The organism is Halorubrum tropicale (assembly GCF_001280455.1).
GTDB lineage: Archaea > Halobacteriota > Halobacteria > Halobacteriales > Haloferacaceae > Halorubrum > Halorubrum tropicale.
Genome location: NZ_LIST01000012.1, coordinates 17,475 through 27,741 on the forward strand (window position 1 = coordinate 17,475; position 10,267 = coordinate 27,741).

The 10,267-nt window shown below is 62.3% G+C and carries 16 protein-coding genes; 13 read left to right on the forward strand and 3 right to left on the reverse strand.

What is annotated here, in order from left to right; translation table 11 throughout:
* Positions 1-1,032: 1,032 nt before the first annotated feature.
* Positions 1,033-1,362 carry a hypothetical protein gene (locus AMR74_RS16575; protein WP_053773165.1) on the reverse strand — a complete coding sequence of 110 codons (330 nt, stop codon included), beginning with the start codon at positions 1,360-1,362 and terminating at the stop codon, positions 1,033-1,035.
* Between AMR74_RS16575 and AMR74_RS16580 the strand changes: the two genes are divergently transcribed.
* From AMR74_RS16580 to AMR74_RS16605, 6 genes are all read left to right on the forward strand, one after another.
* Positions 1,346-3,160 carry a hypothetical protein gene (locus AMR74_RS16580; protein ID WP_240471237.1) on the forward strand — a complete coding sequence of 605 codons (1,815 nt, stop codon included), beginning with the start codon at positions 1,346-1,348 and terminating at the stop codon, positions 3,158-3,160. The two genes, AMR74_RS16575 and AMR74_RS16580, sit on opposite strands and share 17 nt — an antisense overlap.
* Positions 3,160-3,465: a hypothetical protein gene (locus AMR74_RS16585; protein ID WP_053773167.1), complete on the forward strand. Its 306-nt coding sequence runs from the start codon at positions 3,160-3,162 to the stop codon at positions 3,463-3,465. Before AMR74_RS16580 ends, AMR74_RS16585 begins: the two co-directional genes overlap by 1 nt.
* Positions 3,465-3,773, forward strand: coding sequence for a hypothetical protein (locus AMR74_RS16590; protein ID WP_053773168.1), 309 nt, complete (start codon positions 3,465-3,467; stop codon positions 3,771-3,773). Before AMR74_RS16585 ends, AMR74_RS16590 begins: the two co-directional genes overlap by 1 nt.
* A 1-nt stretch (position 3,774) precedes the next feature.
* Positions 3,775-3,954: a hypothetical protein gene (locus AMR74_RS16595; protein WP_053773169.1), complete on the forward strand. Its 180-nt coding sequence runs from the start codon at positions 3,775-3,777 to the stop codon at positions 3,952-3,954.
* Positions 3,955-4,014: 60 nt separating this feature from the next.
* Positions 4,015-5,004 carry a hypothetical protein gene (locus AMR74_RS16600; protein WP_139043053.1) on the forward strand — a complete coding sequence of 330 codons (990 nt, stop codon included), beginning with the start codon at positions 4,015-4,017 and terminating at the stop codon, positions 5,002-5,004.
* Between the two features lie 66 nt (positions 5,005-5,070).
* Positions 5,071-5,328, forward strand: coding sequence for a hypothetical protein (locus AMR74_RS16605; protein ID WP_053773171.1), 258 nt, complete (start codon positions 5,071-5,073; stop codon positions 5,326-5,328).
* Between the two features lie 6 nt (positions 5,329-5,334).
* On the opposite strand, the gene AMR74_RS16610 is transcribed toward AMR74_RS16605, so the two are convergent.
* A complete protein-coding gene (locus AMR74_RS16610; protein WP_240471238.1) occupies positions 5,335-5,592 on the reverse strand; it encodes a hypothetical protein in 258 nt (85 codons plus the stop codon).
* A 236-nt stretch (positions 5,593-5,828) separates the two neighbouring features.
* Here AMR74_RS16610 and AMR74_RS19340 point away from each other — a divergent pair, with 236 nt between their 5' ends.
* Genes AMR74_RS19340 through AMR74_RS16625 form a run of 5 tightly spaced genes read left to right on the forward strand, consistent with a single transcriptional unit; the run spans position 5,829 to position 6,820 of the window.
* Positions 5,829-5,969: a hypothetical protein gene (locus AMR74_RS19340; RefSeq protein ID WP_167551943.1), complete on the forward strand. Its 141-nt coding sequence runs from the start codon at positions 5,829-5,831 to the stop codon at positions 5,967-5,969.
* Complete coding sequence (locus tag AMR74_RS16615) at positions 5,959-6,138, forward strand: hypothetical protein (RefSeq protein ID WP_053773173.1); 180 nt, start codon at positions 5,959-5,961, stop codon at positions 6,136-6,138. The genes AMR74_RS19340 and AMR74_RS16615 overlap by 11 nt, the downstream gene beginning before the upstream one ends.
* The gene (locus AMR74_RS19345; RefSeq protein ID WP_167551944.1) at positions 6,131-6,274 is read left to right on the forward strand and encodes a hypothetical protein; all 144 of its coding nucleotides are present in this window, start codon (positions 6,131-6,133) and stop codon (positions 6,272-6,274) included. The genes AMR74_RS16615 and AMR74_RS19345 overlap by 8 nt, the downstream gene beginning before the upstream one ends.
* Positions 6,267-6,635: a hypothetical protein gene (locus AMR74_RS16620; protein ID WP_053773174.1), complete on the forward strand. Its 369-nt coding sequence runs from the start codon at positions 6,267-6,269 to the stop codon at positions 6,633-6,635. The genes AMR74_RS19345 and AMR74_RS16620 overlap by 8 nt, the downstream gene beginning before the upstream one ends.
* On the forward strand, positions 6,635-6,820 hold the full coding sequence (locus AMR74_RS16625) for a hypothetical protein (RefSeq protein ID WP_053773175.1): 186 nt from the start codon (positions 6,635-6,637) through the stop codon (positions 6,818-6,820). Before AMR74_RS16620 ends, AMR74_RS16625 begins: the two co-directional genes overlap by 1 nt.
* A 13-nt stretch (positions 6,821-6,833) precedes the next feature.
* On the opposite strand, the gene AMR74_RS19350 is transcribed toward AMR74_RS16625, so the two are convergent.
* Complete coding sequence (locus AMR74_RS19350) at positions 6,834-6,986, reverse strand: hypothetical protein (protein ID WP_167551945.1); 153 nt, start codon at positions 6,984-6,986, stop codon at positions 6,834-6,836.
* Positions 6,987-7,227: 241 nt separating this feature from the next.
* Here AMR74_RS19350 and AMR74_RS18860 point away from each other — a divergent pair, with 241 nt between their 5' ends.
* Positions 7,228-7,611: a hypothetical protein gene (locus AMR74_RS18860; protein ID WP_139043054.1), complete on the forward strand. Its 384-nt coding sequence runs from the start codon at positions 7,228-7,230 to the stop codon at positions 7,609-7,611.
* The coding region (locus tag AMR74_RS16630; RefSeq protein ID WP_053773176.1) for a hypothetical protein at positions 7,608-10,267 on the forward strand (2,660 nt) is incomplete at its 3' end. The genes AMR74_RS18860 and AMR74_RS16630, both read left to right, overlap by 4 nt.

The following is a 10,267-nucleotide window of genomic DNA, read 5'->3' on the forward strand; positions in this document are numbered from 1 at the left end:
CGTTGACCGCGGGCCGCTCGGCGGACTGAACGCGATCCCGACGTCACACCTCCAGGACGACGAGAGTCCGACGGTCCACGCCTCTGCCGGCTCGCAGACGATGCGCGTTGAGACGACGACCGTCAACGGCGACCCAGCGCTGAATCTCTCCGACGAGCGGACACACGACGGTCGGTGGGTCTCGGTGCCGACTGAGTGGTTCAACCGGACTCAGGGAGAGGTTCCGGGTGTCGCGCGCATCGCTCACGAGGAGAACGGCACCTATACCGAAGCGATACAGGTGCGCGGCGACTCCGCAGCGTTCTACGTTCGCGGCTTCTCAACGAACACGGTCACCTTCGGCGGCGAACTCGTCATCCGTGACCAGCCGGCCGTCGACGGCACTCGTCACACCTACCAACTGGACTCGCGTGACTCCGTGGACAACGTGTCGATCAATTTGACGGGCGTGGAGAACACGCAGACGGCGTCGACGAGTGCGTCGGTGACGGGATCGGGATCTCTCTCCACTAATGTTGGTGGCACGACGGCACCTAGTGACGAGTCCATAACATTCGTCGGTCAAGAGACGACAAGCAACGGATATCAATCGTGGTCGGGTGTGTCGGCAGGCGAGTCACTTTCGCTGTCCAACCCCGGTAACGTCGACCCGGTTGGGCCGGATGGGTCAGGAGATCCGGAGGTGACGATAACAAAACTCGACTCGACTTATACGGAGTGGGATGGCTCGACAGCGGGCAGCAATTACGTTTTCGGCGATTACACGGAATCAATCTCATCTCAAACTCAGTTTGACAACCCACCGGATGAGATTAAATCGCTCAAAGTCGAGTTAGATATCACCCCAGACAGCGGGACGGTGAGCCTTTACGCTAATCAAAACGGACTGGATGGATCGTACGGCGACGGGACTCATCTCGGTGACTTTAATTATAATGGTGGGACTCAGGCTCCAGAGTTTGTCCTTCCAGAGCCGTATGTGACAAACGGGCAGTCGGTGACGATCGAGGCCACGTCAAGCGGATTTAGCAATCAAGGTCGAGCGTTTGAGTCGTCCTCCGGTGGATCTGGCTCTGAGAACAGCCTGTCGGGGGCGACCAGTCCGGAGTTGGCGTGGACACTTAATCCGGGGTCGCAGTCTGCATCCGTGGATCTCTCGACCTCATCGGGAGCGTCGTCCTCGACAACGGTCGCGGAGGGATCGTCGGAGACTGTAACGCTTGATATTGGGTCGAGCGACACGTCGATCTCCACGAGTGGCTCGGGATCGCCGCTGGATATCTCGGTGGCGAAACAGGACGTGACAGCGACGACAGATCCATCGGCAACCGTCGGAGGATCGACGGTGTCCCACTCGGGCATCCTCGGCGAGGGGGAGACGACGACAAAACCGATCACGCTCTCGCAAGGAACCAACACGATCGACATCTCGACCGGCGGATCTGTCGGAGCTGAGGCCTCATGGCAAGAGACGACTGAAACAATCGATCCCGTCGTGGACGTGAACGGCAACACCGTCTCCCACAGCGGCACTCTCGCCGACGGTGAGACCGTGTCACTGGACGCAGACCCGTCGTGGCTCCGAGACGGTCAGAACAACGTCACCGTCCACGTCGGCGACGGCTCCTACTCCGGCGACGGTCCCGAGCCGCAGGTCGACGTCGAGTACCGCCACGACCTCGAGTCGCCGCGGACCGTCGACTACGAGAGCGAAGCGCTCTCCGAGCGGTACAACATCTCGAAGACGTACACGACGCCCCGAGCGAACGCCACGCTCACCGTCCCGCACGCTCGAACCGTGCTCTCGATGCGAGCGCTCGACTACCGGTTGAACGAAACCGGGAGCTGGTCAAGCGTCCCGCAGTCCGCGGCGAACCTGTCGGGAACCACGCTCGACATTGACGTGTCGGCGCTCGCCGGCGACCCGGTGCCGGAGGGGACCACCGTCGAGGTCCGCTCCACAGGCTCCCGCGTCGACGCGCACGACTCCGAGATCTCCGTCGTCCGCGCGACGCCGGTCGGCTTCGACATGGACTCTCGCATCCGGCTCGACTCGTGGAACTCCGGCAGCTACCTCGAAGTCGGCGAGACCCCACAGAGCGGGCTCGTCTACTACGGCGAGAACGAGAGTTATAGCGCCGAGAGCGACTACGTCGAACTCTACAGCGACGGGTCGCAGCAGTTCTACGCGCCGAACGCGAGCAGCGGATCGCGGCTTACTCTGAACACGCTCTCCGCCCGCGTCTCGCCCGAGCGGAACTCCATGCGCGTCCGCGTCCCGGAGAGCGTCAACGCGACCAACACCGAGTTCGTCGTCGAGCCCGCCAGCGTCGTCGGTGACTCGTGGACCGCCGAGTACGTCGCCGGCACCGACGGCCAGTGGTACGCCGTCGTCGACGGCTCCGGGAACGAGCTCGGCTCTGCCGAGAAGCCGGACGCGATCGAGGTGAGTCGCGACGACGTCGGCCTCGTGTCGATCGTGCCGACCGAGGAGCCGAGTCAGTCGACGGACGGTCCGGGTGGCGGCATCTTCGCGGCCGCTACGACCGGGAACCTCCCGAGCCTCATCGTCCTGTTCGGCAGCGTCGGGATGCTCTTCGTCGCCGGCACGCGGCCGGAGAGTTCGCGAGAAGCGGTCGAGCGGTTCGCCGGAAGCGTCGGCGGTCTCGTGGGCCGCGTCCCGCGCATCGGTGGCGCGCTCGAATCCGCCGTCGAAGGCGGCCTCTCATCGGCTGGCAGCGGGCTCGTGACGGTCGGCGAGAACAGACTCCTCACGGGCGCTATCGGCGTCGCCGTCGCCGTGGCGGCCAACGAGGCGGGGCTGTACAGTATCGGACCGGAAACTGGCGCCATCCTCGCGGTGGGTGGGATCGCTGTCGGCTCGCTGTTCCTGCTCCGGGAGGCCGACGAGTTCACGACCGCGCGGTGGATCGCGATCGTCGCCGTCGCCGGCGTCGTCGCGCTCCAGGGCCTCGGCGAAGGCGACCTGCTCGCGGAGTTCGTCAACTCCGACGCGTTCCTCATCGCGATCCTGATCGGCGGCTACGCCGTCATCCAGCTGGTCCGTGAGTACCGCGCGAACAACGGTCCCGACGACGACCGGCCACAGGTGATCGTCGGTGGCCGGTTTAGAGACAGCGGCGACGAGGGGTCGGACTGATGAGCTTGCTCACAACCTCCGTATTCGGGGTTCTCCCCTCGATCCGGACGATGATGAAGTGGGCGGCTATCATCTTCGCTGCCCACTTCGCGTCGGCCGCGTTCCGGTATGTAGCGCTCGCTACTCGCAGTGTCGATCCGGCGGTTCTCGACCCGTCTGGAGTGGTCGCAGTTGCCTACGTCTCCGGCTACGCTCAGGCGCTGCTGTTCATGTCCCTGCTGTACTACTTGCCTGAGGCGGCGAGCGGGTGGGCCACGCTGGTTCGAGACCACGCCGTCGCGCCGCTCAAGCGGAGGGTCAGCTGATGAGCTGGCTCCTCGAAGCGCTCGGCGCGCTCGGCGCCGGAGAACAGGTACTCATGGGCTCCACGCTGCTCGTTGTCGGCTTCTACCTGTTCAAGGCCGTCAAAATCGGGAAGGTGGTCGGCGACCTGTTCAGCTCGGCCGCCGCCTACGCGATCGTCGTCGCCGTCGGCGCCGGCCTCGCGATCGCGCTCGGGTGGGTCGACCCGAACGTCGGCGCCGCGACTTCGCAGGTGAAGACGGCCGCCGACGCGATGTGGTCGGTAGTCGGCGATTGGGTGATCGACCAGACGATCGGGAGGCTCGGCTAGCATGGCGCCGTCGAACGCGAGAGAGGCGCTCACGCACCCGTCGACGTGGGTCGGCGTCGCGCTGATCGCGGCGACGTTCACGATGCCGCTGCTGCTCGGGATCCCGGAGCCGGAGGCTCAGATAGCGGTGACATGGGCGTTTCTCTCCGGGTTGTTCGTGGAGCGCCTCGCGGCCATGTAGGTCTCGGACGCTGCTTCCATCTTTCTAAGTATTATAAGCCCACCGACAGATGTAGCGGCCATGAAGCGACGAAAAGCGCTGCTTACGGTTGGCGGTCTTTCGCTGCCCGGCTTGGCCGGATGTACACAGGCGAATGTCGGAGCGACGGGCGGGTCTGCCTCAGCGGATATGGATGGACCGATAAACGACATCGGAATAGAGATCTCTGACCAGACGCGAGCGTTTGCCATCAAGTATGAGTTAGACGACTACGCCACGGCCTTGGTCGAAACGGCTGAAGGCGAGGTCGTGAGCGAGGCAACGGCCAGTCCAGAAGGAAATGAGGTTATACTCCCTTACCAGGGCATGGGTGCTGGCGAGTACAAGTTCGTCATCAGACGGGACGGTGATACAGTTGACACCGTCACAAGAAGCTTTTCAGGACCAGAAGCGCAGATTTTGTCGGTCACGGACACATGGGACGAAAGCCGCCTAGATGGATTCGACGCTACCATCGAGAACAGCGGTGATATGCCAGTACTCATTGATCGTGTCGGCGTCGATCTGGAAACGAAAGACGAGGTAGCCTACGGCTGGAACGAATTTGTCGAGCCGGGTGAGACCACTACTGTCGGCCTCGATTTCAACAACTATCAACTCCAGTTTGCCGAGGGGGGCGATGTCGGTATCGAGGTGAGTATTGAGACAGCGTCCGGGACTACCTCTAAGACAGTATCCCACAGTCTTGAGCCCGCAACGCCCGAGTTTGAGAGTATTACACCGCTTTGGAATGGTGTCTATCTGAACGTGATCGAAATGACACTGGAGAACACGGGAGATGTACCTTTAGAAGCCTACGCTGAGGCGTCCTCCACAAGTAGTACTGTTGAGTCTCACGAGTTCACAATCGATCCCGGCAATCAAAAAACAATACAAGCTCGCAGTCGGGGGTTTGAACGGCTCTACGAGGCCGAGGCTGGCGAGTCCCCGACAGTCAGTATCGATGTTGCCGTCTACTCAGTGGAAGGCGAGACACTACTTACCGAGACTGTGACGACATCCCCGGAGTAGGCTACACTTTCACTTTCACCCCGCTTTAGAAAACCCGCTTTATACCACCATCATGTAGGCGAGGCTATGCCTCGTCTCAAGATCAAACTGGAGTCTCGCCGCGACCGCTGGCGGTTTCTCTGTCCTGAGGGCCATCGCTCGTGGGAGCCCACGAACGAGCACTTCTGGTGCGCGACCTGCGCCAGAGCTCACAGCGACGACGTCGAGCCCTCGTTCAACCAGCTGCGCGATCAGAAAACAGACGACCTCCTCGACCGCGACGAAGTCGAACTCCTCACCGACGCCGGCCCCTATCGCGATGTCGCCACCGACGCGGGGGTCTGACCAATGTCAGCCGTCGAGCTCCGAGGCGTCGAGATCTCCCGCGAGGTAGGCGCGTCCTTCGTCGGTGATCTCGTAGTAGCGCCCCTTTTCGTAGGCCAGCGTGACAAGTCCCAACCCGAGAAGCCGCTTGAGACGGCGCTTTGTCGTCTTCTCCACGAAGTCGACCTCCTCGGTCCGACTGATGTTGAAGTGGATCACTGCGGGGGGCTCGGCGACGCCAACATCATCCAAATATTCGAGGATGATGTCATCCTTCTCGTTCATCCAGTAAGCCCTCCGCCTGCGTGCCATCTTGCTTGCGTTCTCTCATCGCTCTCCATAAGTTTACTACATGACTTTTTGAATGTCATAATAGTGGCATCCTCATGTTCCGGTATGAGAACAACACTTATTAGACTACCGCCATATCGGTTAGCCAACGGCTACCGGGCGTGCTCGGAGGGCAGAAACTCTCCGGGCCGAGCGTTGCCCCGCTCAGACCCGGTGGTCTCTGGAAGACCATGCGAACCAACGAAACCCGGACTAATAAAGGTCCACAGAGCGCGGAAGAAGCGGTTGGAATCGACGCTCGCGACGTTCTCGCGGGCGAGACTGACGACACGACCGTCCGGCAGGCCGTGGAGGTCGGCGATGACCTGTGACGTCTGCGGATCGCGGTGTCACGGCCGGCGCTGCTCGATCTGTGAGGGCATCGCGAGCGCCGAGGACCAGGTCGTCGACGCCGAGACGTTTGAGTGCCCGTCCTGCGGTCGCGAGACGTCGGGCGAGGACGTCGACTGTTACCGCTGCCGGGGTGACTCCGATGACTGACGACAACGTCCACGCGAACAGCGTCAACGCCCAGCTTCGTCGCGCTAAGGAGGAGGACGACCTCCCCAACTGGCTCGACGAGAAGCACGATCTCGACGACGGGGACGACGACGAGGACGGTGATACCGATGAGTAAGGCACAGCCGACGCTCTTCGACTTCAAGGCGGACGCTGAGGGCGACGAACAACCGGAGCAGGACACCGAGGCTCAGTCGCAACGAGAGGCCGCTGGCTGGCGCGTAGAGCCGCCGCGGTGTCAGTGCGGGGCTGACCTCCTCGAATGGCACTCGAAGGCCGAGGCGCGCCGGATGGTCCGCCAGTTCGGGGATGCGGACGGCGAGGCGATAGCGTGTCCGTCCTGTACGAGCTACTCGCACCCGAGCGGTGAGATGACCGGCGTCGCAAGGGCCGTGCGCATCTCCGACCGGCAATCAACTGTCGAGCCGCTGAGCGCGTCTGAGGAGGCCGCCGCTCGCTACCGCGAGGGAGGGCGCTGATGTCGACGACGCCAGAGTGGATGGAGGTCGACCTCCGCGTCGAGCGCGACGGCGTCGACGCCGCCGAGGCGCACTATAAAGAGCGGCTGTCGGACGTCGACGCCGCAGCCGACCGTCATCGGCGGTTGCTGTGGAAGCTCAGCCGCGTCCGCCAGCTGCGGGCGATGGGTGATCACGATGAGTAGCCGGTCCGCCGGCTCATCGAGTGACGTTCGCGGCGGCCTCCGCGATCTCGATGAGCACGCCAGCTGGCGCGAGGTCTACCTCGCGTGCCATGTCCAGGTGGGCGTCGATGAATAGCTCGCTGAACGCGGGTAGTGGTGACGAGCAGATCTGTTTCGAGGAATCCATGCTACGAAAGTTGGGGAGCATTTATGTTGAGCCGGGGAGGAACGTAGAGCATACGCTAAAGAAAACAACCCACCGCAGGAAGGGGGGGCTCACACGAGCCACGGGCGCCAACCTTTGCGCTCGTGTGAGTTTCCGTGTCTCTCTCTTCCTCAGCGACCCACATAAGCCTGACTCTCTCCAGAGTTGCGGCTATAGCGGTCGCGACGTCTTCGGGCGTCGGTGGAGCTCGACGACACACGATATGGACGATCTCCACGCGCAGACGGTCGATGGATTGGTTTGTGGAGCGGCGGCTGAGTCAGTCTCCCGCGAACAGATAGATCGATTTCACGGATTTCACACCTCGATTTCTGAGGTGGGAAATGAAAAACCGCAAGACGGCAAAAGCGAGTTCACGGATTTCACGGATTTCACACCTTCTGAAATGGGGGTGTACGTAGCGAGCCCGCACCCGCCCGCCCGCAGCCGCGCACGGCTCAACACATACACCCCTTTCAGTAGGTGTGAAATCCGGGAAACGCGTGAAATCGCAAGAAGGCGGAGGGGTAAATCACCCACTTTTGACACCCCGGGTGTGAAAGGTGTGAAATCACCCGTCGGAATTGACATGGAGGCGACACTATGAGCGATGATTTAGAGTTGGAGACGGTTCGCGAGCACTACGCCCGCATCGCGCCGGTGATGGAAGAACTGGCCGACGTCGATGGTAACCTGACCATCGGGTTGAACGACTACAGTGGCTGGTACGTCCGGCGCGACCAGGACGACTTCGATCTCATTGAGGAAGGGTACGACCAGGAGGCGCGGTGCGCGACACTCGCCACCGACTACGACACCGTCCAGGGCCGGATCGAACGTGCTCTCTACACCGTCACGACCTACAAATCCCGAGACGCCTTTGTGGACTGGGAGCCGTGTACGTTCGAAGACGGAGAGACGAAATGGCGGAGCAGCAGCCCGACGCCCGGGTACGGAGATCTCCGTGGCGTGATGGCTTGGGGTGACATCGACCTAGCTGACGAGCTGAAGCCGCAGCGCGGCGACCTCGATGAGCACACCCAGCAGGTCATCGACGAGACGCTAGAGGCCTACATCGAGGAGTACGCCCGCCTCTACGGTGACCGAGATGCCGTCTTCGGATTGGACAGTGTCGGCGGCTCGTACATCATGGGCGCTCCCGCAGCGACGCTCCCGATCGCGGACCTGTTCGACGAGGACGCGGACGCACGCGAGCGTGTCATGGAAGCGTTCGTGGACCGCTCCAACGAGTGGCTGAAAGAGGCACAGAACCGCGTTGAGGACCGTGTGGAAGGAGCGGCTGAGGTCATCGATCCTGACTGGGTGAACAACTGTAACAGGCAGTACAAGGCTCCGCTGTCGCTCCACACGGACCACGACGCGGTGGTCGTGCCGCTGAACACGGATGCACCGTCGTACGACCTTGTTCCGTTCGACGACGTCGATGACGACCTCGTGGAGGCGACGGCCAGCTGGGCAGCCGACCTCACGAGTACCCAGTACCGCGACCACGCCGAGACGTTGGTGAAGCGGCTCTGGCCCGACGAGTACGAGAAGTACGATTCGTGGGAGGCCGCGCTGAAAGGGTGGGCCGAAGAAGAGCAGAAGCGGGAAGAACAGGCGGAAGAAGCTCGTGAACGAGCGCGTGAGCGTCGCCGTCAGAGAAAAGAGCAGATGGGGGGCGGTGTCGGTGGAGCCCCCGTAACGCCGTTCATTAGTGACGTCTTCGATGCGTTGGATGCGCTCGATGTTGAGGACGTAGCCTCCCGCACGGTGGTCCATCAATGGACTGATCGCGCTAGCGGGAAGAGTGACAACTCGGGTAGCGGTAAGCGCGCGTTTGTCCCTGTTTGGGGCCCTAACGCCGAGAGCGGAAACGCGAACTTCGTCGTCGAAGGCGAGGGGATCTGGGTCGATACGGGCGATGACTACAGCGGTGGTCCCGTGAAGATGGCCCTTATTGCCGAAGAGAACTGGGACCGGGGCGCGACGGCGTCTGGAGAAGACTGGCGGAGGGGCGTAGAGTACCTACGAGAGCTGGGCTTTGAGATCCCCGTTTGGACCCCTGACGCGAACTCTCAGAACGCTGACGGCGATGAGTACGGGCAGATGCCCTACTGGTCGGTACGGAAGGCAGCCGTCGCGCTGGGTGTGGTCCCAGAAGACGCCTTCATCCGCGCCGAGTCGGAGCGGGGCGGCTACCTCCGCTTCCCCGGAAAAGAGACGTACAATCACGCGCTCGCCGCCATCGAGGACGCCGGCCTCGAACACGGCCGGGAGTACATGTCGTCTGACGGGAGCCGTCCGGAGGACTTGGAGCAGGCGGCGGAGGAAACCGACCGAGACGCCCCACCAGCACCTTCGCCAGACCCACAAGACGACCGTAGCGCTGAGGTTCGAAGCCCTGAGCAGGACGACGGAGACGACGACGGCGGGTCGGACATCAACAACTTTGGTGCGTACTCGGAACTCGAAGTCAATACCGGTGGCTACGGCTACTGGCACACGAACCACGACACCGGCGAGACGTACTTCGAGCGCGTCACGAACTTCACGATCGACGTGGACTCGTTCCTCTTCAACGACGGCGAGCGACTCATCGATATGACCGTTGTGCCCGCAACGGGCGAGGAGTCGTACGATCTCACCGTCGCTACGAAAGTGTTCAACGACGCGCGCCGGTTCCGAGACAACATCGTGACGGGGCTCACGACCACATTTGAGGGTGGTCCGTCGGATCTGAACGAGCTCCGGAAGCTCGTGGGAGGTCAAGATGCGCCGGTTCGGACCGGAACGCACCATATGGGCCTACACCCGGATGCGGGTGAGTTTGTGACACCGAAGGGCGTTCTAACTGCGGATGGGTGGCTCGACGACCCAAAGATGTCCTACATCGAGCGGGAAATCAGCGCTGAGCGAGCATGGGGTCTGAATCCGGACGAGAACGACGAGTACGATCCCGAAGAGGTGGCCGAGATCCTCCAACTTGTCCCTCAGTCACGGTTCAGCGAGCGGTTCATACCGGCTATGGGCTGGATCTACGCGGCGCCGCTTCGCCCGCACGTTCAGGAGTGGGAGGGGCAGTTCAACACACTCCACGTCACCGGAGAGACGGGGGCCGGTAAGTCCAGCACGCTCAGCGTGCTCTGGCAGCTGCTCGGGATGGATGGGGAGCCGATGGCGTGCGACGACACCAAGTTCGCACTGATGACGTCGATGGCCTCCACGAACTCTATCCCGATGTGGTACGACGAGTACAAGCC

Coding starts and splice junctions, on each gene's coding strand:
- AMR74_RS19350 (WP_167551945.1), bottom strand. CDS start 6,986: ATGGATTCCTCGAAACAGATCTGCTCGTCACCACTACCCGCGTTCAGC.
- AMR74_RS16590 (WP_053773168.1), top strand. CDS start 3,465: ATGAGCTGGCTCCTCGAAGCGCTCGGCGCGCTCGGCGCCGGAGAACAG.
- AMR74_RS16575 (WP_053773165.1), bottom strand. CDS start 1,362: ATGCCCGAGTGGGACACCGTCGATCCTCCGACGGTTGCCGATGGATCT.
- AMR74_RS19345 (WP_167551944.1), top strand. CDS start 6,131: ATGACTGACGACAACGTCCACGCGAACAGCGTCAACGCCCAGCTTCGT.
- AMR74_RS16625 (WP_053773175.1), top strand. CDS start 6,635: ATGTCGACGACGCCAGAGTGGATGGAGGTCGACCTCCGCGTCGAGCGC.
- AMR74_RS16620 (WP_053773174.1), top strand. CDS start 6,267: ATGAGTAAGGCACAGCCGACGCTCTTCGACTTCAAGGCGGACGCTGAG.
- AMR74_RS16595 (WP_053773169.1), top strand. CDS start 3,775: ATGGCGCCGTCGAACGCGAGAGAGGCGCTCACGCACCCGTCGACGTGG.
- AMR74_RS18860 (WP_139043054.1), top strand. CDS start 7,228: ATGGACGATCTCCACGCGCAGACGGTCGATGGATTGGTTTGTGGAGCG.
- AMR74_RS16615 (WP_053773173.1), top strand. CDS start 5,959: ATGACCTGTGACGTCTGCGGATCGCGGTGTCACGGCCGGCGCTGCTCG.
- AMR74_RS16600 (WP_139043053.1), top strand. CDS start 4,015: ATGAAGCGACGAAAAGCGCTGCTTACGGTTGGCGGTCTTTCGCTGCCC.
- AMR74_RS16585 (WP_053773167.1), top strand. CDS start 3,160: ATGAGCTTGCTCACAACCTCCGTATTCGGGGTTCTCCCCTCGATCCGG.
- AMR74_RS16610 (WP_240471238.1), bottom strand. CDS start 5,592: ATGAACGAGAAGGATGACATCATCCTCGAATATTTGGATGATGTTGGC.
- AMR74_RS16605 (WP_053773171.1), top strand. CDS start 5,071: ATGCCTCGTCTCAAGATCAAACTGGAGTCTCGCCGCGACCGCTGGCGG.
- AMR74_RS19340 (WP_167551943.1), top strand. CDS start 5,829: ATGCGAACCAACGAAACCCGGACTAATAAAGGTCCACAGAGCGCGGAA.